The following is a 22,766-nucleotide window of genomic DNA, read 5'->3' on the forward strand; positions in this document are numbered from 1 at the left end:
CCGGGCGCAGCGTTTCGGGTGGATGCGCGGCGGGGGTTCCCGCCAGGTGGCTTTGCTGCGGTACCTGCTGATTCGGCTGTTGCTGATTCTGCCGACCGCATGGTTGCTGGTGACAGTGGTGTTCTTCCTGATGCGGGTGATCGGTGACCCGATCAGCGCGGCCATGGGTGGTCGACTGACCCAGGATCAGATCGAGGAACGCAAGGAAGCCGCAGGGCTCAATCGCCCTATCCTGACGCAGTATTGGGAGTACATCACCGGCTTTCTGCACGGTGACTTCGGACGGACGCAGGACAATCAAGAGATCGCCGACGTGGTGATCACCTACGGTGCCGCCACCTTCGAACTCGTCTTCTGGGGTCTGCTCGTCGCGTTCGCCGTCGGCATCCCGCTGGGCAGATACGCGGCGACGCACCGGGATACGGCGGCGGACGCGTTCCTGCGGTTCTCCGCGGTGCTCGCCTACGCGGCGCCGGTGTTCTTCGTCGGCATGCTGTTCAAACTGATCTTCTCGGTGTGGCTGGGCTGGTTCCCGGTCGGCGGGCGGGCCAGCACGGACGTAGAGCTCGCGCTGCAACATGTTTCGCCGAAGACGAACATCCTGATCATCGATTCGGTCCTCTACGGCGAACCGTCCTATGTGCTCGACGTGCTCGAACACGCGGTGCTGCCCGCGGTGGCACTGGGGTTGCTCACCGGCGGCATCTTCCTGCGGCTGGTGCGGGTGAACCTGATCCAGACGCTGCGTAGCGATTTCGTCGAGGCGGCGCGGGCGCGCGGGTTGTCCACGCGGGTGGTCACCGGCAGGCACGCGGTGCGCAACGCGCTGATCCCGATCATCACGGTGATGGGCATGTGCATCGCGATGATGCTCGGCGGCGCGGTGCTCACCGAGACCACGTTCGAATGGAAAGGCCTGGGCTATCAGCTCGCCGAGTATCTGCGGGCGCGCGACTTCATCGCGGTGCAGGGCATCGTGGCGTTCATCGCGCTGGTCGTCGCGGTGATGAGCTTCGTCGTCGACGCCATCGTCGCGCTGATCGACCCGAGGGTGAGGTTCTAGATGTCCACCGCTGTGAAACGACGGCGTCTGCCCGGCGCCGAGCTGTTGTCGAAAACTGTTGGACTGCAACGGGTCACCCTCATCACCGGGTTGGTGCTGGTCGCGGTGTTCGTGCTCGTTGCGGCGTTCGCGCCGTTGCTCGCGCCCTACGGGCTGGCCCAGAACACCGCTGACGGTGTGGCTTTCGTGCCGCAGCAGGGGCCCTCGGCCGAGCACTGGTTCGGTACCTCGGTGCGGAGCGAGGACGTGGCATCGCGGGTGTTGTTCGGTGCGCGCACCGCGCTGCTGGTGATCGCGATCTCGGTGACGCTGTCGCTGCTGGTCGGCGTGCCGCTCGGGCTGCTGTCGGGGTATGTGGGGCGCTGGGTCGACAAGATGCTGGTGCTGATCATGGACGCCATCTACGCGTTCCCGTCGCTGCTGCTCGCCATCGTGGTGTCGATCGTTGTCGCCGGTGGTACGTCGAGCAGCCTCGGCGGCATGCTGTCGGCGGCCATCGCGATCACGGTTGTCTATGTGCCGCAGTACTTCCGGGTGGTGCGCAACGCGACGGTCGCGGTGAAGACCGAGCCGTATGTGGATGCCGCCCGGGTAACCGGTGCGTCGACGACGCGAATCATGTTCCGGCACATCCTGTCCAACGTCACCGGCTCGCTGCCGGTGATCGTCACCATCAACGCCGCGGACGCCATTCTCACCCTTGCCGCGCTCGGTTTCCTCGGCTTCGGTATCGAGCCGACCCAGGCCGCCGAATGGGGCTACGACCTGAACAAGGCGCTCAACGATGTCTCCAACGGCATCTGGTGGACCTCGATCTTCCCCGGAACCGCGATCGTGCTGGTCGTACTCGGGATGACGCTGGTCGGCGAGAGCCTCGACGAAACGCTGAACCCGCTGCTGCGCACCAGGCGTGCGGTCACCTCGGCAGACAAGGAAACAGTCGATGAGTGAAAAGACTGCCGCACTGGCTGTTTCGGGCCTTTCGGTCACCTTTTCGACCGACAGCGGACCCGTGAACGCGGTGCGCAATGTGTCCTACGAGGTGTTCCCCGGTGAGGTGCTCGCCATCGTCGGCGAGTCCGGGTCGGGCAAGTCGGTGAGTTCGCGCACCGCGATCGGGCTGCTGCCGCATTCGGCTTCGGTGCGCGGGCTGGTCACCATCGGCGATCGGCCGGTCACCTCGATGACCGAACGGCAGCTCACCGCACTGCGCGGTGGCGAGGTGTCGATGGTGTTCCAGGAACCGGCGCGTGCGCTCGACCCGCTGTTCACGGTCGGGTTCCAGATCTGTGAAGCACTGCGCGCACACAGTGGGATGAGCCGAAAAGTGGCCAAGGCCAAGGCGATCGAGCTGCTGCGCACGGTCGGGCTGCCCGACCCGGAGCATCGGGTGGACTACTACCCGCATCAGCTCTCCGGCGGGCAGAAGCAGCGGGTGATGATCGCGATCGCCATCTCGTGTGAGCCGAAGGTGATCATCGCCGACGAGCCGACCACCGCGCTCGATGTCACGGTGCAGGCCGAGATCCTGGAACTGCTGCGCGATCTGCGTGATCGGCTCGGCAGCGCGATCGTGCTGATCACCCACAACATGGGTGTCGTCGCCGACCTGGCCGACCGGGTGGTGGTGATGCGCGCGGGCGAGGTGGTCGAACAGGCGCCGGTGCACGAGCTGTTCGCGAGCCCGAAGGCCGACTACACCAGGGCGCTGCTCGATGCCGTTCCGCACCTCGGCGCGGCGACTATCGAGCGGCCCGCGATCGACCGGTCCGTCGAGCCGGTGCTCGATGTGCGGGATCTGGTCGTCACGTTCCCCGGGCCGTTCGGGCGGCCCGCGTTCCGTGCGGTCGACGGCGTCAGCTTGCAGATCAGGCCGGGGGAGACCCTGGGCCTGGTCGGCGAGTCGGGGTCGGGCAAGTCGACCATCGGGCGCTGTGTGGCCGCGCTGCAGCGGCCGAGCGCGGGGCACGTGCTGATTCGTGGGCAGGACATCGGGGAGCTGTCCCAGCGCAAACTACGGCCGATCCGGCGGCGGTTCGGATTCGTGTTCCAGGATCCGGCCGGTTCGCTCAATCCGCGCCTGACCGTCGGCGAATGCGTCGCCGAACCTCTGGTCGTGCACGGCACCGGCGACAAGGCGAGCATCCGCGCGAGGGTCAGGCACATGCTCGACGACGTGCAGTTGCCCGCGGGCACCGAGGGCCGGTACCCGCACGAACTGTCCGGTGGGCAGCGTCAGCGGGCGAGTCTGGCGCGGGCGCTCGTGCTCGACCCGGATCTGCTCGTTGCCGACGAGCCGACCAGTGCGCTGGATGTGTCGGTGCAGGCGGCGGTGCTCGAACTGTTCGCCGATTTGCAGCGTGGTTGCGGTTGGGCGTGTCTGTTCATCAGCCACGACCTCGCCGTCGTCGACCAGCTCGCGGACCGGATCATGGTCCTGCGCGAGGGATCCTGCGTCGAGGAAGGCGACAACGAACAGATCCTGCGCGACCCACAACACGAGTACACCCGCCGCCTCGTCGCCGCCGTTCCGGTCCCCGACCCGGTCGAACAGCGGCGCCGCCGCGCCGAGATCGCCGCCACACTAACCCCCGAACTGGAACAATGACCTAGGAGCCGCACGACACCCGGACTGGCGGATCACTTAGAGTTAGTAGGCATCTATCCGCCGATTCGGTTTGGAGCTTTCCCCCACAATGACTGAACAGACACCCAGCGGTGCAGGCGCTTCCTACGCCGCGGCAGGCGTGAGCATCGAAGCCGGTGACCGCGCCGTCGAATTGTTCGGACCATTGGCCAGGAAGGCCAGCCGACCCGAGGTGCAGGGCGGTATCGGCGGCTTCGCCGGGATGTTCGCGCTCAAGGGCGGATACCGGGAACCGCTGCTCGCCGCCTCCACCGACGGCGTCGGCACCAAGATCGCCGTCGCCCAGGCACTGGACAAGCACGACACCGTCGGGCTGGATCTGGTCGCCATGGTCGTCGACGACCTGGTGGTCTGTGGCGCCGAGCCGCTGTTCCTGCAGGACTACATCGCCATCGGCAAGGTCATCCCGGAGAAGGTCGCCGAGCTGGTCTCCGGCATCGCCGAGGGGTGCATCAAGGCCGGTTGCGCACTGCTCGGTGGCGAGACCGCCGAGCACCCGGGTCTGATGGATCCCGATGACTACGACCTGTCCGCGACGGGCGTCGGCGTTGTCGAAGCCGATTCGGTGCTCGGTCCCGACCGGGTGCGTCCCGGTGACGTCGTCATCGCGATGGGCTCGTCGGGTCTGCACTCCAACGGCTACAGCCTCGCCCGCAAGGTGCTGCTCGACATCGACCGGATGTCGCTCACCGGCCACGTCGAGGAGTTCGGCCGCACCCTCGGTGAGGAACTGCTCGAGCCGACCCGCATCTACGCCAAGGACTGCCTCGCGCTGATCGCCGAAACCGATGTGCGCACCTTCTCGCACGTCACCGGTGGTGGCCTGGCCGCCAACCTGGCGCGCGTGCTGCCCGCCGGCCTGGTGGCCGAGCTGGATCGTGGCACCTGGAACCCGGCGCCGGTGTTCAAGATGATCGCTCAGCGCGGACGCGTGGAGCGCATCGAGATGGAGAAGACGTTCAACATGGGCGTCGGCATGGTCGCGATCGTGGCGCCCGAGGACGCTGATCGTGCGCTGGCGGTGCTCACCGCCCGCCACATCGACTGCTGGACGCTGGGTCAGGTCAAGAAGGCCGCTGACGTCGAAGCGCCGCGTGCGGTGCTGCTGGGCGACCACCCCAGGTTCTGATCGACGCAATTACCACTGAGCCGGGTCGCGATCGCCGCGACCCGGCTCACGTGCGTTGCGGGGTTTGTTCCGGCCACTGATCGGTTAACCCGTACCGGAGGGATTTTCCTGCCGGCTCGGGGTGGTCGGGGCCTCGAGGCGGCGAACACGACGAGCGTCCTGTGTGTGCACAGGACGCTCGTCGCGTATTCAGGTATTCGCCGTACTGTTACTGCGAGCCTGTCGTCACTCACCTGAGAACGGCTGGAAGGGGGAGGCCGGATGGCCTCCCCCTTCGTCGCTGTTGGTCAGCGGCGCCAGCTGTCGTAGCCGTCGTCCTCGTCGTTTCGACGAGACGACGACTCGTCCGCATCGTGCTCATCGGACAGCACTGCACCACTCCTTGGTTGGGAGTAGAGCGGAGCATCGCTATCCGACAGCTCGCGCTGAAGGCTCGCGAAGTCGGTCGGCGCGGAGCTGTACTTGAGCTCACGTGCGACTTTGGTCTGCTTTGCCTTAGCCCGGCCACGGCCCATGGCTGACCCCCTCGCGTCACTGCGGGGCGGCCTGGGGTTTGTTGGCGGCCCCGTTCGAATTAATACTCTTCCTGACAGACACTTTAGCGTGTGTCAGACCGTCGCGCTCCCATGAGTGGGTGAAGACCTGTCGAAGCGCCCCGGTTTGCCCCTTCTTCGCCCAGACTGCCCGGTCTCAGATGACTCCCGGGATCGCGCGGATCACTCCGACTCTGGCGTCGCCGCCGAACACCGCGGTGGCCGCGAGTTGGGTGTGCTGATCGGTCCACTCGACGCCTAGTTCGCGCAGAATCGCCAGCGTCAGCGGCATCCGGGCCCGATCGTGACCGTCTTCGATCTTGTACGCGAAGGACCTTCCGTCGGGTAGCGCACCCGCGTGAACGCCGTCGGCGCCGATCTTGCAGAACAGTCCAGGGGTCGCCGACATGGCCAGAAGATCCGGGCCGCTCGTGCCGGAAATCACTCGTGGATTCGCCCGAACGGCGTCGGCGATCCGGCGCGGCGCGGTGCCGGACTCGGCCGTGGTGAAGCCGGCGAAGGCGCGCGCGAGGTTGACCAGCGAGACGGGCACGATCGGCAGGCCGCAGCCGTCGATACCCAGATCGGTCTCCGGTTCGCCGGTGACGTCGGCGACGGTGGCCAGGACCGCTTGCTGAAGCGGGTGCTCGATCTCGAGGTATCCGGTGCGCGGCCAGTCGTTGATCGCGCAGGTCGCCAGCATCGCGGCGTGTTTGCCGGAGCAGTTCATGTACAGCGGGCTCGGGCCTTCGCCGGTGATCGCGGCGGCGCGGGCGTTTTCCTCGAAGGGCAGGTCGGGTGGGCAGGCGAGGTCTTCGGCGGTGTGGCCGAAGCGGTCGAGCAGACGACGGACGAGGGCGATGTGGTCGGGTTCACCGAAGTGGGAGGCGGTGGCGATGGCGAGTTCGTCGTCGTCGACGGGGTCGAAACCGTTGCGCAGCAGGGCCAGTGCCTGCATCGGCTTGTTGGTGGAGCGCGGGAAGATCGGGCCGTGGATCTCGCCGAGTTCGAGGGTGGGGGTGCCGAATGCGTCGAGGATCACCACGGATCCGCGGTGCACGCACTCACGAAAACCGGAACGGACGACCTCGACCAATTCGACACTCATTCGCTGACCTCCGCAATGAAGCGAGTCGTCGTCTCCGGGGGGTTCATCCTGCTGACCTCCGTGGTGACCTGCGGATCGTTCATCCCCTGACCTCTACCGTGACGCGGGTGCGGGTTCGGGTGTGGCGGTCGATCTGCATGTGGACGTCGGCGGAGATCGTCGGTTCTTCCGCGCGCAGGCGTTCGAGGCGGGCGGGGTCGGCGCCGGTGAACAGATCGCGCACGGTGATGCCGTGTTCGGGGACGTGGACCACGCGGACTTCGTCGCCCGCGCCGATCGTGCCCTCGGTGCGCACCCGGAAGTAAGCGCCGGTGTCGGATCGCAGGGCGAAGCGTTTCACCCAGCGCGGTTCGCCGGACCACTGCTGGAAGGTCGCGCAGGGCACGCGGGGCGCGCTCACCTCGAGGAGGGTGTCGCCGATCGCCCAGTGCGCGCCGAGCACCGCGTCGCTGACCGGGAGGCCGGTCAGGCGCAGGTTCTCGCCGAACCAGCCCGCGGGCAGTTCGCGGTCGAGCTCGCCGGCCCAGCGGCGGGCGTCCTCCTCGGCGTAGGCGTAGACGGCCTGGTCGATGCCGCCGTGGTTGGCGGTGTCGCAGACGTGGTCACCGGCCAGGCCGAGTGCGGCCACGGCTACGCGGCCATCGACAGGACGCTTGTCGATGGCGGTGCGGCCGACGCGCGTGCGGACCTCGATCTCGGCGTGTACGACGCACACGGCCTCGACGCGGCCGGTATCGCCCACGCGCATGACCGGACGGTTCATCGCCCGCGCAACCGGTTGACGGCGGCGCGCCCCGCCTGCTCGGTGTCGTCAATGGGGATCGAGTCGGGGTCGATGGCGGCGGCCATGCTGCCGACCACGAGTTCGGTGCCCGCGGGGACCGAACGCTTGACCAGGGCCAGGGCGATCGGGCCGAGTTCGTAGTGGTCGATGACGGTGCCGAGGCGGCCGACGGTGCGCCCACCCGCGGTCACGTCGTCCCCGGTCGACGGGCGCTCGTCGGCCGAGCCGTCGAGGTGCAGGAGCACGAGATTGCGTGGGGGCTTGCCGAGGTTGTGGACCCGGGCGACGGTTTCCTGCCCGCGGTAGCACCCCTTGTTCAGGTGGACGGCCCCGTGCTCGGAGATGCCGCCGATCCAGCGGGTCTCATGCGGGATCGTGCGTTCGTCGGTGTCGACGCCGACGCGGGGCCTCAGTGCGGCCACTCGCAGCGCCTCGTAGGCCCACATGCCCGCCGGGGCGGCCCCGGCCTGGGTGAGCCTGGTCCACCATGCCGAGAGCTCGGGCCGGGGGACGATCAAGTCGAAGGAGTCCGGCATCCGCCGCAGGAAGCCGCCACCGGGCAGCGCCGCGGCGGCATAGGTCTCGGGCAGCGCTGCGATGCCGAGCGTGTCGAGCAGCGTGTCCACTCGCGGGCCCAGCAGGCTCAGCACGGCGTGATCGGGGGCGGCCTCGGGTTTGGCGTCGGCCCAGAACACCATCTTCTTCAGAAAGGCCAGCAGCTCGGCGCCGCGGTCGGCCTCGGTATCGAGCCAGAGGGTGCCGTCGAGGTCGGTGAGGACGAAGTGATGGAGGACGCGGCCGTTGAGATCGAGGTCGAGCGTCTCGGCGCTGTGCGCGTCGGGCAGCGCGGCGATGTGCTGGCTGGTGATGGTGTGCAGCCAGGTCAGGCGCTCGGCACCGGTGATTGTCGCGACGCTGCGATGGGAGCGATCAACGACCGCGACCCGCTCCGCGGCGGCCTTCTGCTCTCCGAACGGGTCACCGTAATGCCAGGCGACCGCGGCGTCCGGAGTGTCGGGAGCACCCGCGACGGCACCCGGCGAAGAGAGAACAGGACTGGGGACGACGACCTGTGACACGACACCCACTGTAGGCGCGTCTGCCGACGCGCGCTGAACCTGGTAGTCCTCACGGCGCGCGTCGCGAGCTCGATTCGATCCAGCCGTAGGCATAACAGAGCGATAACGCCTACGCTCGGCACATGGGAGATCGGGTTCTTGTGACACTCGACGGGACGGTCGCTGACGCGAACGTGCCGTCGCTTTATGCCGACGACATCGGCGCACTACGCGGCGATGGAGTATTCGAAACTATTTTGGTGCGCGGCGGCACGGCTACCGCGCTGGAATTTCACCTGGCGCGGCTGCGTCGTTCGGCGCAGGCGCTGGAACTACCGGAGCCGGGTCTGTCGAGATGGCGCACCGCGGTGGAACTGGCCGTGAAGGAATGGGGATCGGAAGAGGAAGGAATGTTGCGGCTGATCTACACCCGCGGTCGCGACTCGGAATTCGACGCGCCGCGCTCGGAGCTGGCGCCGGAGGACCCACAGCCCACCGCGTATGTGCTCGTCTCCCCAGTGCCCGCGCGGGTCGCGACGGCGCGCGCGGAGGGCGTGAAGGTGATGTCGCTGGCGCGCGGCATCTCGGTCGACCTCGCGCAGGCGGCGCCGTGGCAGCTGCTCGGCGCGAAGACGCTGTCGTACGCGACCAATATGGCCGCGCTGCGGTTCGCGCGGCGGATGGGCGCCGAGGACGTGATCTTCCACAGCACCGAACACAAGGTGCTGGAGGGGCCGCGCTCGTCGGTGGTGATCGCACGCGGCAAGGAACTCATCACCGTGCCCGCGAAAAGCGGTGTGCTGCCCGGTGTCACGCAGCGGGCACTGTTCAACGTGGCGGAGAAGTCCGGCTGGTCGTGCAAGTACCAGACACTGTTCACCGCGGACCTTTTCGACTGTGACAGCATCTGGCTGCTGTCGAGCATCACCCTCGCCGCCCGAGTGAACCAGCTCGACGGCATTCGCTTGTCGGCGCCCGACAATGCCCAGGAGATCATCGACATGGTCGATCTGGGCATCGAACGGCCGGGGACCATCGGAGACTGGTGATCCGCGCGTGGGGCACGGGTGGGCGTGCCCCTGCGGGAACGGTTTCCGCGGGCCGTGGCGGTTGTCACGCTCGATCGGGGTAATTCCGGGCGTACGATCTACTACAAGTCGTCGTAGTAGATCGGTGGAGGTCGGATGGACACCCTTGATGTCTCCCGGTGGCAGTTCGGGATCACGACCGTCTACCACTTTCTGTTCGTTCCGCTGACCATCGGACTCGCTCCGCTGATCGCGATGATGCAGACCGCGTGGGTGGTCACCGGCGACGAGCGCTGGTACCGGCTGACCAAATTCTTCGGCAAGCTGTTCCTGATCAACTTCGCCCTCGGGGTCGCGACGGGCATCGTGCAGGAATTCCAGTTCGGGATGAACTGGAGCGAATACTCCCGCTTCATCGGCGACGTCTTCGGTGCGCCACTGGCTTTGGAAGCGTTGATCGCGTTCTTCATGGAGTCGACGTTCATCGGATTGTGGATCTTCGGGTGGACCCGGCTGCCGAAGCTGGTGCACTTGGCGACGATCTGGATCGTCGCCATCGGGGTGAACGCGTCGGCCTTCTTCATCGTCGCGGCCAATTCCTTCATGCAGCATCCGGTGGGCGCGCGATACAACCCGGAGACCGAACGCGCTGAGCTGGAAAGCATTTGGGTGCTGCTCACCAACAACACGGCATTGGCCGCGTTTCCGCATGTGGTGGCGGGCGCGTTTCTCACCGCGGGCACCTTCGTAGCGGGCATCGCAGGCTGGTGGATGGTGCGCAACGCACGCAGTGGTGATCCGGTGAAACTCGAAGCGGCGCGGACAATGTGGCGACCGGTCGGGCGCGCCTCGCTGGTAGTGGTCGCGCTCTCCGGTGCCGCACTGATCTTCACCGGTGATATTCAAGCCAAGCTGATGTTCGAACAGCAGCCGATGAAGATGGCATCGGCGGAATCGTTGTGCCACACGGAGACTGATCCCGACTTCTCCGTTCTCACCGTCGGTACGCACAACAATTGCGACAGTGTGATCCACGTACTGAAGGTGCCCTACGTGCTGCCCTACCTCGCCCAGGGGGAGTTCACCGGGGTGACGCTCGACGGTGTGGTCGATCTGCAAAAGACCTACAACGTCGCGTACGGACCCGGTGACTATCGGCCCAACCTGTTCGTCACCTACTGGTCCTTCCGCGCCATGATCGGGCTGGCAGGTGGGTCGGTGCTACTGCTGTTGGCCGGGTTCTGGGTGACGCGCGGTGGCCGGGTGCCGAATCAGCGATGGTTCTCCTGGCTGAGTCTGCTCGCGATTCCCACGCCGTTCCTGGCCAACGCCGCGGGGTGGGTATTCACCGAGATGGGGCGTCAGCCGTGGGCGGTGGTGCCCAATCCGACCGGTGATCCGAATATTCGAATGACGGTGCAGCAGGCGGTCTCCGAACACGATGTCGGGACCGTGCTGTTCTCGCTGGTGGTGTTCACGCTGCTCTACGGCGCGCTCGCGATCGTGTGGTGCTACCTGATGCGACGGTATGTCGTCGCGGGGCCGGACACGCCGGTGCCCGCCGAGAGTTCGGCCGACTCGGATACTCCCCAACTTTCCTTCGCGTACTAGGAGCCGACGATGGGTCTGCAACAGTTCTGGTTCGTCTTGATCGGCGTGCTGTTCACCGGCTATTTCGTGCTCGAGGGATTCGACTTCGGCGTCGGCATGCTGATGCCGATTCTCGGTAAGGGCTCCGATACGCGCAGGCGCGTTGTGCTCAATACGATCGGGCCGGTCTGGGACGGCAACGAGGTGTGGCTGATCACCGCCGCCGGCGCGCTGTTCGCGGCGTTTCCCGAGTGGTACGCCAGCATGTTCTCGGGGTTCTATCTGGCGCTGCTGCTCCTGCTGGTCGCGTTGATTCTGCGCGTGTGCGCGATCGAATACCGGGGCAAGATCAATGATCCGAAGTGGCGGGCCTGGTGCGATGCCGGGATCGGGATCGGATCGTGGATTCCGGCGTTGGCTTGGGGATGGATGTTCGCGAATATGGTGCGTGGCGTGCCGTTGAACGCGGACAAGCAGATCGTCGGGTCGGTGGGGGATCTGCTCAGCCCGTACGCCTTGCTCGGTGGATTGGCTACCGCAGCGCTGTTCGCGTTGCACGGTGCGGTTTTCCTGGTGCTCAAGACCGCGGGTGAGGTTCGGACCGATGCTGTGCGGATCGTCAGGTTGCTGCTGATTCCCACCGCGGTAGTTGTCGGCGGATTCGGATTGTGGACGCAGCTCGCCCACGGCGCCGGGTGGACCTGGATTGTTCTGGTGACTGCTGTGCTCGGGCTTGTTCTCGCCTCGGTGGCCAATTTCGCGGGCCGTGATGGATGGGCCTTTGTCGGGACGACGCTTACTGTTGTCTCGGCAACGGTGTTGATCGTGGGGTCGATGTTTCCGAATGTGCTGCCCTCGACCATCAGTCCGCTCTACGACCTCACCATCTACAACGCGTCATCGACGCCGTATACGTTGAAGGTGATGAGCTGGGCGGCGCTGATCGCAACGCCGGTGGTGCTGATTTATCAGGGGTGGACCTATTGGGTATTCCGGCAGCGGATTCGCGTCGAACAGATTCCGCCGCCGGTGGGTTTGCCTTTGAGCGGTAAAGGCTGAGCGATGGTGTCGGCCTCGTCCCGGGAAGGTTTTGCTCGCGAAAGGTCGGACGCGGTGGTGTCGGAAAGCTTGTCGCAGGATGGACCGGGACGGGTCGCGTCTATGCCGGCGGTGTCGGCGGACGCGCGGAGCGGCTCGGCGGTTGCGGGGCCGGACGCGGTGGCGCCACCCGGCCCGTCCGGGGAAGGCGGGAAGCGGTCCGGTCGGCGGCCGGTCGATCCACGGTTGTGGCGGTACGCGCGGTCGGCGCGTCCGCATCTGGTGATCGCGGTCGCGCTGGCGCTGGTGATCACGGCGACGATCGTGGTGATCGCCATTGTGCTCGGGCGGGTACTCGCCGGGGTTATCACTGATCCGGCCAAGCGTGAACTCGGTTCGTGGATCACGGAATTGGTTGTACTCGCGATCGCTGTCGGGGTGCGGGGGCTGGCGAGTTGGTGGCAGGCCCGGTTGGCGCATCGAGCCGGCAGCGCGGTCGTCGCGGAGCTCGAGACGGCGGTGCTGCGGGCCGGTGCCGAACTACCGCCGAGGGAACTCGACGCGCGGCGGACCGAGATCGCGGTCGTTGTCGGCAACGGTCTGAGCGGGTTGCGCGGATGGTTCACGGGCTACCTACCCGCGCTGTTGCTGGCGTGTCTGGTGCCGCCGGTGGTGCTGGTGGTCATCGCGTTGCACGATCCGACTTCGGCACTGATCGCGGTGATCACGGTGCCGTTGATCCCGGTATTCATGGTGCTCATCGGGCTCCTCACCCAGGGGCGAGCCGAGGCGACACTCGCCGCGACCACCCGGTTGTCGGACCAGATCCTCGACCTCTTCGCCGGCATGCCCACCTTGCGCGCGCTCGGGCGCGAAGGCGGCGGCGCGCCGAGTATGGCGAATCAGGTGCGGGCGCTGGGTGATTCGCTGCGGCAGCGGACCATGCGCGCGCTGCGGATCGCGTTCCTGTCATCGATGGTGCTGGAAAGCCTCGCGACGCTGAGTGTCGCGTTGATCGCGGTGACGATCGGGCTGCGGCTGGTGTACGGGGAGATGGCGTTGTACGGCGGGCTGGTGGCGCTGATCCTCGCTCCCGAGGTGTACTGGCCGCTGCGGCAGGTGGGGGAGAAGTTCCATGCGGCGCAGGATGGAATGGCGGCCGCTGACCGGGCTTTCGCGGTGCTCGAACCGGTTGCGCGGCCGCGGATCGAATCCGCGCCTCGTCGTGCCGCATGGGGCGATGCCGTCGCATCCGGCGCGGAGATAGCGCGCGGGGAGATCGGGGAATCTGGCCTGCCTGATGTGCAGTCGGGGCGGATGGTGGGGGACAGTTTCACAACGCGTGTAGGTGCCGATGCGGGTGGTGGACCGGCGCGAATCAGCTTGCGCGGATTGACTGTCGCGGCCAGGGCGGGCACCGCGCCCGATCACCTGTCGGCCGCTCTCGAACCCGGTCTGGTGACCGTCTTGACCGGGCCGAACGGGTGCGGGAAATCGACTACGGTGCAAGTGATTCTGGGGCTGATCGCACCCGATGAAGGTGCCGTCCTGGTCGACGGGATCGATGTTCGCGAACTCGACCCCGATGGCTGGTGGAGCCGCATTGCCTGGTTGCCGCAACGCCCGGTGCTGGTTCCTGGGACGTTGCGCGAGAACGTGGAGTTGCTGGGTGCCGCAGCGGACCGGCCCGACTGGGATCTCCGAGCCGTCAGCGCGGCAACAGGATTCGACGCCGTGCTGGCCGAACTCCCGGACGGCTGGAACACCGTCGTCGGTCAGAACGGCACCGGCCTTTCGCTCGGCCAACGCCAGCGCCTCGCCCTGACCCGGGTGCTGGCCGCCCACCGCCCGATCCTGCTCCTCGACGAACCCACCGCCCACCTCGACTCCGAGAGCGAACAACGCGTGCTCGCTACCCTGCGCGTCCTCGCCGACCGCGGCGCGACAGTAGTGGTAATCGCCCACCGCCCAACAGTTCTGGCAGCTGCGGACATACTCGTCGAGGTGGTCGCGGGCATGGCGGTGTCCGCCGACCGATCCGGTCAGGAGGTTCAGGTCTCGTGAGCATTGTTGGGGATGTTCCTGCGGGTGATCGCCGACCGGATCGGTCGGAAGAGGGCGGCGTTCGTGCTCGACGCGGGCAGGACCGATCGGAAGGCCAGGGTCTCCTCGGCCTCATTCGGGATGTTCGGGACATGTGGCGGCTGCTCGCGTTGTCGCCCGCGCGGGTCGCTGTGGCGATCGCGTGGGGAGTTGCGGCGCTGGGGAGCGGGCTCGGGCTCGCCGCGCTGGCCGCGTGGTTGATCGCGCGGGCGTGGCAGATGCCGCCGGTGCTCGATCTGAGTGTCGCGGTGGTCTCGGTGCGGGCGCTCGGTATCTCGCGGGGGTTGTGCCGGTACCTGGAGCGGCTGGCCACCCACGATGTGGCGCTGCGGGCGATGACTACCGCCCGGACCTCGGTGTATCGCACGCTGGCCCAGTCCGATGTCTGGTGGTGGCGGGATCGGGCAGGCTCGTCGGGTCGGCGTGTCGTGGCGGGCCGGGAGATGCGGCGCGGAGACGTGCTGGTGCGCATCGGTACCGATATCGATGACCTCGGGGCGGTCGTTGTTCGGGTGCTGGTTCCGGTCGCGGTCGCGGTGGTGTTGTCGCTCGCGGCGGTGGGGTTGATCGCGATCATCTCGCCACTCGCCGCGGTGATTCTGGCTGTCGCGCTCGGGGTTTCGGGGATCGTGGCGCCGTGGCTGTCGGCGGTGGCCGCGCGGGCGGCCGAACGCGCGGTGCGGGCCGATCGGGCGGAGTTCACCGCTGAGGCGGTGACCGTGCTCGACCATGCCGCTGAACTGCGCGTCGCGGGTCGCCTCGATGCGGCGCTCGCGGTGGCGGACAAGGCCTCTCATCGTGCGGTGGCCGCGGAGGACTCGGCGGCGTCGCGCAGCGCCTGGGCGGCCGCGGCGACCCCGCTCTCGATCGGGATCAGTGCACTGGGCGCCTTGCTGGTCGGCATCGCCGCCTACGGACCGACCGGCGGACTTCCCGGCGGAATGACCCCGATGGCCCTGACGATCCTCGTCCTGGTGCCCCTCTCCGCCTTCGAAGCAGTCGGTGCGCTCCCGGCCGCCGCGACCACCCTCACCACCGCAAGGGCCGCGCTGCATCGCCTTCGCGACACCTCGGTGAAACCCTCAGCGGCCGCAGACAAGCCGGCCACGATCGCGATGCCTGCGGGGCGGCGGGTGGTCGTCCTCGGCCCGAGTGGGGCGGGAAAGACGACGTTGCTGATGGCCTGGGCCGGGCTGTTCGATACACCTCGGGACGGGGTCACCTTCTTCGCCGAGGACGCGCATCTGTTCGGTACCTCGATTCTGGAGAATCTGCGGGTGGCGCGTGGTGACCTCAGCCTCGATGCGGCCGAAAGCGCTTTGCGCACAGTCGGTCTCGGGCCTTGGCTGGATTCGTTGCCGGACGGTGTGCACACCTCGCTCACCGCCGGTGCGGCCGCGGTATCGGGTGGTCAACGCCGCCGCATCCTGCTGGCCCGCGCCCTCGTCGCCCCCGCGCACACCCTGCTCCTCGACGAGCCGACCGAACACCTGGCCGCAGCCGAAGGCGACCACATTCTGCGCGACCTCTTGGACGCGAACAGCGGCCTCGTCGCCCCCGATCGCACAGTTGTCGTTGTCACCCACCAACTCCCGCCCGGCCACGGAGCCGACACGATCGTCACCGTCGACGCGACCGGCACCTGCCACGTCGAATATCCCCATGCCGCGGCGAACTGATGCATTCGCCCAGGTCAGCACCGCAATTAATTCGATTGCCGACCGCGCCGGGCGCAGCTAGATTCATCAGTACACAAGAGAGGAGGTGGTCTGAAGAATGTATGTTCATCGGATGCGTGAGGTGGCTGCCCGCTAGCAGCTCCACTGCGGGAGATTCCCCAGCGGTGCGCTGAGCGAATCCCAGGCAGTCACCCGACCCCCGAGCCCCCGGATGATCCAACCGGGACCATCGCGTTCACCGAATGCGATGGAAAGGCTCGGGGGTCGCTCCATTTCACGACGAAAACGGCCCGCCCAGAGCTGGACGGGCCGTTCGCGAAGATTGTCAGCCGATGTAGCGGACCAGCCGCGCCGACAGGCGGGGGACAAGGGCGCCGTCGGGGTCTACTCGTTCTTCCACGTAGGCGAGGTCACCGTTCTCGACGATGCCGTAGAGGCGTTTCGCGCCGCCGACTACCGCGCCCGACGCGCTGCGGATGGAGACGTCGGTCGCGAGCTCCCAGGATGCATGGTTGCGGGCCTTGCCGTAGTACAGCTCGATCACGCCGTTGCTGTGGATGAGCAGGAGTTCGAGCATCTCCTCGGAGCCCTCACCGCCGACCCGCCAGTAGCCGCTCTCGCGCAGGTCCGGGCCGGTGTACTCGCCCTCGGCGTCGAGCTTCCAGGTCTGCGATTCCCAGGCCAGGTAATCGCCACCGTCGTGGGAGACGATGATCTGCTGGCCGAAGTGGTAGCCGCCCTCGGTGGGGTGGTGGCCCTCGCCCTCGCCGCGCCACACGCCGACCATCGGCAGCAGGGCGAGCATGGCGTGGTTCAGATCCGGGCCGAGGCGCAGATTGGCCGTGTCTTCGGGCAGGGGAAGACCAGGCAGGACCGAAATGTTTCGGGCGCCGGTCTCTTTCGCCCGTTCAGCGGCGACATTCACTGCCTCGTCGCCACTACGACGCTCGGCCGGAGCGCCTTGCTCGTTACTCGCTCGCTCGGCCTGTTCGTTACCTTCGCCGGCGAGCCCGCTCATGACTCGGTGAAGAGGCGGTAGAAGACGTAAAGGCCGAACCAGCCGATGAGAATCGACACGGCAACAAGGAGTACCTCGAAGAAGATGACCACAACCGAAGTCTAGCTACCCCTCGCAACAGATACGAAAACGGCCCTGGTAGTTCCCGCACAGGAACTACCAGGGCCGTTGTGAGATCTTACTTCGCGACCTCGACGTCCACGGCGTGGATGCCCGCGCCATCGGGGCTGATCTCGGCGGAGCCGTTGCCCGACGAGGACAGCGCGCGCAGGGTCCACGAACCCGGCGCGGCGAAGAAGCGGAAATCACCGGTGCCCGAGGCGACGACCTCGGCGGTGAAGTCACCGTTGCCGTCGAGCAGACGCACGAAGGCGCCGCCGACGGGCTGGCCGTCGGTGCTCAGGACACGGCCGGTGATGACCGTTTCCTTCTCCACATCGACGCCGGCCGGAATGGCCTGACCCTGGGTAGGTGCTGCACACATATTGATTACGCTCCCAACTCGATAGGCACGCCGACGAGCGAACCGTATTCGGTCCAGCTGCCGTCGTAGTTCTTGACGTTCTGGTGGCCGAGCAGTTCCTGCAGCACGAACCAGGTGTGCGAGGAACGCTCACCGATACGGCAGTAGGCGATGGTCTCCTTCTCGCCGTCCAGGCCCGCATCCTTGTAGAGCTCGGCGAGCTCGGCATCGGTACGGAAGGTGCCGTCCTCGTTGGCCGCCTTGCTCCACGGCACGCTGATCGCGGTCGGGATGTGGCCGGCCCGCTGGCTCTGCTCCTGCGGCAGGTGCGCGGGAGCGAGGATCTTGCCGGAGAACTCGTCGGGCGAACGCACGTCGACCAGGTTCTTGACGCCGATGGCCGCGATGACCTCGTCGCGGAAGGCGCGGATGGTCAGGTCGGGCGCGGCGGCCTTGTACTGGGTGGCCGGGCGCGAGACCGCGTCACGCGAGAGCGGACGACCGTCGAGCTCCCACTTCTTGCGGCCGCCGTCGACGAGCTTGACGTCGTTGTGGCCGTACAGCTTGAAGTACCAGTAGGCGTACGCCGCGAACCAGTTGTTGTTGCCGCCGTAGAGCACCACGGTGTCGTCGTTGCTGATGCCACGCGCCGAGAGCAGGTCGGAGAACTGCTCCTGGTTCACGAAGTCACGACGAACGTGATCCTGCAGGTCGTCCTTCCAGTCCAGGCGGATGGCGCCTTCGATGTGGCCACCCTCGTAGGCGGAGGTGTCCTCGTCGACCTCGACGAAGACGACGCCGGGGGCGTTGAGGTTCTCTTCGGCCCAGTCAACGGAGACCAGGACATCGGAGCGAGCCATGTTGTTCCTTTCAGAGATGACGTGCAGGAGGTCAGTTCGGTGCCGGAGCGGCGGAGTTGGCATCAGGCCCGGCGGAGGCAGCCTGCGTAACCACGGAGGGCCGGTCAGTTCGGCCAATGTCTGGAGCTGACCGGCGGAAACGGGCTACCAGCGGATAGATCTGGCAACCCAGGCAGACCCCGAACGCCGCGTTCAAGAACGCCGCGAACAGGGCGAAGCCGGCGAACACCGCGCCGACGATCGAGGAGCCGAGCGCGAAGCCCAGCAGGGAGAGACCGGCGAACACGAAGCCGAGCGCTTGCGCGAAACGCAGCGGCGGCACGGGCTCGGTCTCGGTGGGCGGACCATTACGCGGCGCGACGAACGCGGCGTAGATCCGGCTGTAAGGGTGCTTGACCGGGCCGGCGACCGCGCCGATCGCGAAGACGACGGCCTGCAGGCCGATCAGGATCGCGGCGGCGGCGGTCGAGAAGGCGCTGACGAGGAGCACCAGGATCAGGACGCCGGTGGTTATCCAGGCCACGAAACGTGGCCCGCGTACGTCGACGCGAGGTGGGGAATCGGAAACGGTCATTGTGCGAACTCCTGCGCTTCATATGAGCACTTACAGGGGGATCTACCTGGTCGCCGGGGGATCCAAGAGGATCGCTCACGCGGCGGGCATAGATCGACGTCAGAAATCTCGGGAGAGAAAGGGCCGATCGTTCAGCAGCACAGGCAGCAACAACCACCGAGGCGACACAGGTCAACTGTGCGGCGTCGGGTGAGCATCAGCTCGTGGTCGGTTTGCACGAGAAGTAGTTTACCCGGTCTCGGCGGAGAATGAACAGGGACCCCGTTTCGGTTCGCCGCCGTCCTGATTCTGGACTCGTTGGATGGCGGCGCCAGCCGCTGTTCTGGTTTGCGGCCGTCCCGGCTCTGGACTGAGTGGAGGGTGCGACGAAGGAGTGCCCGGAGGGAGGGAAGAGCCGGGACCAGGGGCCGCAAACCCGCGGCGCCAGCCGCTAAATCAAACAGTCAGAGGTTCGAGGGCGGTGCGGAGGTCGCCCGGCTTCGGGACGCCGGAGATGCGGAAGCGTTCCTTGCCCTCGGCGTCGAAGACGAAGGTCGTCGGCAGGGACAGGACGTTGAGTTCACGGGCCAGCGCGGGGTCGGCGTCGATGTCGATCTCGATGTCGCGCGGGGCGTTCGGCGACTCCGACAGCTCGGCGGTGACGCCGGCGACGACCCGGCGGACCGCGTCACACGGGCCGCACCAGTCGGCGGAGAAGTGCAGCACCGCGGGGACCTCGCCGGTCACACCGGCGGCGCCGAGCAGGCGCGCGCGCTGATGCGTCTCGGGGTCGAGGGTGGCCGGGCGAACCTCTCCCTGCCTGCGCGACAGGAAGAAGCCGACCGCGAGGGCGGCCGCGATGACGGCGGCCAGAATGACGATCTCGATCATGGTTGCTGCAATCGGTCCAGGTCGATGGTGACGTTGCGGCCGACACCCTCGACGACGATCTGGCCGCCGAGCGCCGACACCTCGGTCGGTGCGACACCGAACGGCAACTCCTTGGTATCGATGGTACGGCTGAACCGCTCGAGCACCGCGGCGCGATCGGCCTCGGGGATCTCGGACTTGGTGTCGACCGTCGTATCGGTGGGGCCGCTGCTGCTGTCCCGATAGAAGCCGGTGGCCTGGATGCGGACCTGATCGCCGTCGAGCAGCAGGTCGGCCTGCACCTGTACGGGCACCCGGGTGCTGCTGCCGGTGGGGACCACGCCCGCGCCGAGGACGCGGCCGTTCGGCGCCGTTGCCAGGGTGCCGGTGAGCACGAGCGCGCCCGCGGTGGTCATCCCGGAGCCGCCCGAACCGCCGGTGCCGTCGGACTTGTCGGCGGGGCGGGTGTGGACCTGCAGGTCGGGGATGCCGAAGAGCTTGCCGAGTTCGGTGGGTTCGATGCGCATCCTGGCGTCGATCCGTTCGACCTGCACATTGCGGGCCGCGCCGTCGAGCAACTGGCTCGCCGGGGCGTGCAGGCCCTCGAGGGTGGCCTCGATGCCGATCTCGCCGGGGATGTCGGGGCGCATGCCGCGGGCACGGATCGTCACTTCGTCGTATCGGCCGCTCATCGCCTGGGCGGCGAACGGGAATCCGTGGAACGTCACTTCCGGGTCGGCCGACAGATCCGCGCCTGCCCGCAGTTGACGGGAAACGTGGTATTCCGAATAGGCGGCGGCGCCGAAATCGATGACCACCGCCAAACCGGCCAGGCAGAGAAGCCCGATGATCAGCTTGCGCATGCTGTGACACTAGCGGCTGGCGCCGCGGGTCGCGGGCCCCTGGTCCCGCTTCTTCCCTCCCGCCGGGCACTCCTTCGTCGCACCCTCTGGTCAGTCCAGAAGCGGGACGGCCCGCAACCAGGGCGACAGACAAAGACGGCTCATCAGGCCGGAGGCGGCGCTCAACGACACAAAACGGACTCCGTGTTGCGAGGTCGTGGCGGTAGAGGCGCTAATGTTGACCCGACTTAACCTGTGTTTCGGCGACGTAGCTACGCGGCTGCTGTCGTCCGCGGAGCAACGAGATAGGAGGAGAGCCCCATGGAGCTGCTCCTACTGACCTCCGACCCCAACCCCGATGCGGTCCTGCCGTCGTTGACGCTACTGGCGCACAACGTCCGGCCCGCGCCGACCGAGGTGTCGTCCCTGCTGGAGGCGAGCAGCGCCGATGTCGCGCTGGTCGACGCCAGAACGGACCTGGCCGCCGCGCGCGGTCTGTGCCGGCTACTCGGCAGTACCGGGTCCTCGGTGCCGGTGGTCGCGGTACTGACCGAGGGCGGTCTGGTGGCTGTCAACGCGGACTGGGGCCTGGACGACATCCTGCTGCCCGGCACCGGCCCCGCTGAGCTCGACGCGCGCTTGCGGCTGCTGGTCGGGCGCAACGGTGGGGTCGCCAGCCCGGAGAACACCGGCAAGATCACCCTGGGTGAGCTGGTGATCGACGAGGGCACCTACACCGCGCGCCTGCGTGGTCGCCCCCTCGACCTCACCTACAAGGAATTCGAGCTGCTCAAGTACCTCGCGCAGCACGCGGGCCGGGTGTTCACCCGCGCCCAACTGCTGCAAGAGGTCTGGGGCTACGACTTCTTCGGTGGCACCCGCACCGTCGACGTGCACGTGCGACGCCTGCGCGCCAAGCTCGGCACCGAGTACGAGTCGCTGATCGGCACCGTGCGCAACGTCGGCTACAAGGCCGTGCGCCCGGCCCGAACAGCCGCGGCCAAGGGCGAGGTGGTGACCTTCGTCGACGAGGACGTCGACGGCGACGACTCCTTCGCCCCACTCAACGGCAGCGCGCAGTAGCAGCGCTGGTCGGCACCGCGCGGTAGCGCTCGTCGGCGCGGCGCAATACGGTGCGAAGGGCACAGCGCGACAGCGACCGGCTGGACCGCGGGGTAGCCCCTGCCACGCTTCAAGGAGGACGCGATGCCGGACACAGCAACCCTGACCTGGACCGATCAGGTCGAGCCCGGCACCGTGAACAAGGTGCGCGCTCTGCTCGAACGCGCGGCTGACGTCGACGGCGTCGCCCCGGTCTCCGAGCAGGCAGTGCTCTCCCTCGCCGAAGCCGACCCGTCGACCACGCACTTGCTCGCGGTGCGTGCGGGCGAGTTGGTCGGCTACGCGAATCTCGTTGCGGCACATGACGAACACCCTGCGATGGCCGAGGTCGCCGTCGACCCTGCCGCGCGTGGTGCCGGGATCGGTGCGGATCTGGTCCGCGCCGCGCTGGCCGAAGGTGGCGCGGGTGCGAGGGTGTGGGCGCACGGTGACCTGCCCGCGGCCAAGGCGCTGGCGACCGGCCTCGGACTGATCACCGCCCGCGAGCTGTGGCAGATGCGCCGCTCACTGGCAACCCCGGAGCTACCGGAACTGGAGCTCCCCGACGACCTCAACGTGCGCACCTACGCGGGCCCCGTCGACGACCTCGAAATCCTGCGGGTGAACAACGCGGCTTTCGCCTGGCATCCCGAACAAGGCGGCTGGACCGAGCGCGATATCGCCGCGCGCCGCGCGGAATCCTGGTTCGAGCCGGCCGGCCTTTTCCTGGCGTTCGACGCCGCCGATCCGAGCCGCCTGCTCGGTTTCCACTGGACCAAACAGCACCCCGACGCGGCCCCCGCCGGTGAGGTGTACGTGGTCGGCGTCGACCCGTCCGCGCAGGGACGTGGCCTCGGCCGACTGCTGACCCTGGCCGGTTTGCGCCACCTGCGCGCGGCCGGATCCACCGAAGTCCTGCTCTACACCGAGGCCGACAACACCGCCGCCGTGCACACCTACACCAAGCTCGGATTCGCCCCCGCCCACATCGACGTCGCGTACTCGCTGCCCTGATGCGAGCTACCTCACAGACGAGGTGAATTCTGGTGCGCGAGGCGAATATTGCGCGGATGACCGGGTACGTCCGAGTAAAACTGGGGCTAACGTCACATGCGCGGCATTGATTGCGCCGGGCTGTTCATTCTCCGTTAACCCTCGTCGGGCCAACTGTCAACCGGGCGACTCTAGGTTACTTCTGGGCGGCATAGTCGTCGCCTGATGCGCGCATACCTTCGGGGACTGCGAGCGTCAGCCAGCCTCGCTCGGGCCGGTGAGGGACCGAGTGAGACACCCAGCATT

At 67.3% G+C, this 22,766-nt stretch carries 20 protein-coding genes and 1 pseudogene; 11 read left to right on the forward strand and 10 right to left on the reverse strand.

Annotated elements, in window-relative coordinates; all coding sequences use genetic code 11:
- Nucleotides 1-22 precede the first annotated feature (22 nt).
- The 4 genes from ACFWO8_RS28265 to purM all read left to right on the forward strand — a co-directional run bounded on the left by ACFWO8_RS28265 (nucleotide 23) and on the right by purM (nucleotide 4,839).
- A complete protein-coding gene (locus ACFWO8_RS28265) occupies nucleotides 23-1,063 on the forward strand; it encodes an ABC transporter permease (RefSeq protein ID WP_378967991.1) in 1,041 nt (346 codons plus the stop codon).
- Nucleotides 1,064-2,014 carry an ABC transporter permease gene (locus ACFWO8_RS28270; RefSeq protein WP_378967146.1) on the forward strand — a complete coding sequence of 317 codons (951 nt, stop codon included), beginning with the start codon at nucleotides 1,064-1,066 and terminating at the stop codon, nucleotides 2,012-2,014.
- On the forward strand, nucleotides 2,007-3,671 hold the full coding sequence (locus tag ACFWO8_RS28275) for an ABC transporter ATP-binding protein (RefSeq protein ID WP_378967156.1): 1,665 nt from the start codon (nucleotides 2,007-2,009) through the stop codon (nucleotides 3,669-3,671). Before ACFWO8_RS28270 ends, ACFWO8_RS28275 begins: the two co-directional genes overlap by 8 nt.
- Before the next feature lie 88 nt (nucleotides 3,672-3,759).
- Nucleotides 3,760-4,839 (forward strand): phosphoribosylformylglycinamidine cyclo-ligase, encoded by a 1,080-nt coding sequence (gene purM / locus ACFWO8_RS28280; RefSeq protein ID WP_378967163.1) that lies wholly within the window; start codon nucleotides 3,760-3,762, stop codon nucleotides 4,837-4,839.
- Nucleotides 4,840-5,126: 287 nt separating this feature from the next.
- On the opposite strand, the gene ACFWO8_RS28285 is transcribed toward purM, so the two are convergent.
- From ACFWO8_RS28285 to ACFWO8_RS28300, 4 genes are all read right to left on the reverse strand, one after another.
- On the reverse strand, nucleotides 5,127-5,354 hold the full coding sequence (locus ACFWO8_RS28285) for a DUF3073 domain-containing protein (protein ID WP_378967168.1): 228 nt from the start codon (nucleotides 5,352-5,354) through the stop codon (nucleotides 5,127-5,129).
- 175 nt (nucleotides 5,355-5,529) lie between these two features.
- A complete protein-coding gene (locus ACFWO8_RS28290) occupies nucleotides 5,530-6,480 on the reverse strand; it encodes an asparaginase (protein WP_378967174.1) in 951 nt (316 codons plus the stop codon).
- 79 nt (nucleotides 6,481-6,559) lie between these two features.
- Nucleotides 6,560-7,228: an MOSC domain-containing protein gene (locus tag ACFWO8_RS28295; RefSeq protein WP_378967181.1), complete on the reverse strand. Its 669-nt coding sequence runs from the start codon at nucleotides 7,226-7,228 to the stop codon at nucleotides 6,560-6,562.
- A gap of 11 nt (nucleotides 7,229-7,239) precedes the next feature.
- On the reverse strand, nucleotides 7,240-8,343 hold the full coding sequence (locus ACFWO8_RS28300; RefSeq protein ID WP_378967187.1) for a YgfZ/GcvT domain-containing protein: 1,104 nt from the start codon (nucleotides 8,341-8,343) through the stop codon (nucleotides 7,240-7,242).
- 122 nt (nucleotides 8,344-8,465) lie between these two features.
- On the opposite strand from ACFWO8_RS28300, the gene ACFWO8_RS28305 reads away from it, so the two are divergent.
- The 5 genes from ACFWO8_RS28305 (at nucleotide 8,466) to ACFWO8_RS28325 (ending at nucleotide 15,760) form a co-directional block, all read left to right on the forward strand.
- Nucleotides 8,466-9,371, forward strand: coding sequence for an aminodeoxychorismate lyase (locus ACFWO8_RS28305; RefSeq protein ID WP_378967192.1), 906 nt, complete (start codon nucleotides 8,466-8,468; stop codon nucleotides 9,369-9,371).
- Between the two features lie 135 nt (nucleotides 9,372-9,506).
- Entirely contained in the window at nucleotides 9,507-10,961 is a 1,455-nt protein-coding gene (locus tag ACFWO8_RS28310; protein ID WP_378967200.1) for a cytochrome ubiquinol oxidase subunit I, read from the forward strand.
- A 9-nt stretch (nucleotides 10,962-10,970) separates the two neighbouring features.
- Entirely contained in the window at nucleotides 10,971-11,999 is a 1,029-nt protein-coding gene (gene cydB / locus ACFWO8_RS28315) for a cytochrome d ubiquinol oxidase subunit II (RefSeq protein WP_378967206.1), read from the forward strand.
- 102 nt (nucleotides 12,000-12,101) lie between these two features.
- Nucleotides 12,102-14,042, forward strand: a complete 1,941-nt coding sequence (cydD, locus tag ACFWO8_RS28320) for a thiol reductant ABC exporter subunit CydD (protein ID WP_378967232.1) — start codon at nucleotides 12,102-12,104, stop codon at nucleotides 14,040-14,042.
- Nucleotides 14,043-14,173: 131 nt separating this feature from the next.
- Nucleotides 14,174-15,760: an ATP-binding cassette domain-containing protein gene (locus tag ACFWO8_RS28325; RefSeq protein ID WP_378967245.1), complete on the forward strand. Its 1,587-nt coding sequence runs from the start codon at nucleotides 14,174-14,176 to the stop codon at nucleotides 15,758-15,760.
- 325 nt (nucleotides 15,761-16,085) lie between these two features.
- On the opposite strand, the gene ACFWO8_RS28330 is transcribed toward ACFWO8_RS28325, so the two are convergent.
- The 6 genes and pseudogenes from ACFWO8_RS28330 to ACFWO8_RS28355 form a co-directional block, all read right to left on the reverse strand.
- The gene (locus ACFWO8_RS28330; protein WP_378967258.1) at nucleotides 16,086-16,778 is read right to left on the reverse strand and encodes an FABP family protein; all 693 of its coding nucleotides are present in this window, start codon (nucleotides 16,776-16,778) and stop codon (nucleotides 16,086-16,088) included.
- A 178-nt stretch (nucleotides 16,779-16,956) separates the two neighbouring features.
- A complete protein-coding gene (locus ACFWO8_RS28335) occupies nucleotides 16,957-17,262 on the reverse strand; it encodes a DUF1416 domain-containing protein (protein WP_378967269.1) in 306 nt (101 codons plus the stop codon).
- Between the two features lie 5 nt (nucleotides 17,263-17,267).
- Nucleotides 17,268-18,101: a sulfurtransferase gene (locus ACFWO8_RS28340; protein WP_378967280.1), complete on the reverse strand. Its 834-nt coding sequence runs from the start codon at nucleotides 18,099-18,101 to the stop codon at nucleotides 17,268-17,270.
- Between the two features lie 124 nt (nucleotides 18,102-18,225).
- Nucleotides 18,226-18,675: pseudogene (locus ACFWO8_RS28345) on the reverse strand (DUF4395 domain-containing protein); the annotation flags it as partial.
- Nucleotides 18,676-19,110: 435 nt separating this feature from the next.
- On the reverse strand, nucleotides 19,111-19,545 hold the full coding sequence (locus ACFWO8_RS28350) for a thioredoxin family protein (protein WP_378967287.1): 435 nt from the start codon (nucleotides 19,543-19,545) through the stop codon (nucleotides 19,111-19,113).
- The gene (locus ACFWO8_RS28355) at nucleotides 19,542-20,387 is read right to left on the reverse strand and encodes an LmeA family phospholipid-binding protein (protein ID WP_378967294.1); all 846 of its coding nucleotides are present in this window, start codon (nucleotides 20,385-20,387) and stop codon (nucleotides 19,542-19,544) included. The genes ACFWO8_RS28350 and ACFWO8_RS28355 overlap by 4 nt, the downstream gene beginning before the upstream one ends.
- A 300-nt stretch (nucleotides 20,388-20,687) precedes the next feature.
- Between ACFWO8_RS28355 and ACFWO8_RS28360 the strand changes: the two genes are divergently transcribed.
- Nucleotides 20,688-21,449 carry a winged-helix domain-containing protein gene (locus tag ACFWO8_RS28360; RefSeq protein WP_378967302.1) on the forward strand — a complete coding sequence of 254 codons (762 nt, stop codon included), beginning with the start codon at nucleotides 20,688-20,690 and terminating at the stop codon, nucleotides 21,447-21,449.
- A 123-nt stretch (nucleotides 21,450-21,572) separates the two neighbouring features.
- Nucleotides 21,573-22,481, forward strand: coding sequence for a mycothiol synthase (gene mshD, locus ACFWO8_RS28365; RefSeq protein ID WP_378967319.1), 909 nt, complete (start codon nucleotides 21,573-21,575; stop codon nucleotides 22,479-22,481).
- Nucleotides 22,482-22,766 lie beyond the last annotated feature (285 nt).

It is taken from the genome of Nocardia sp. NPDC058480 (genome assembly GCF_042720495.1).
Taxonomy (GTDB): Bacteria; Actinomycetota; Actinomycetes; order Mycobacteriales; family Mycobacteriaceae; genus Nocardia.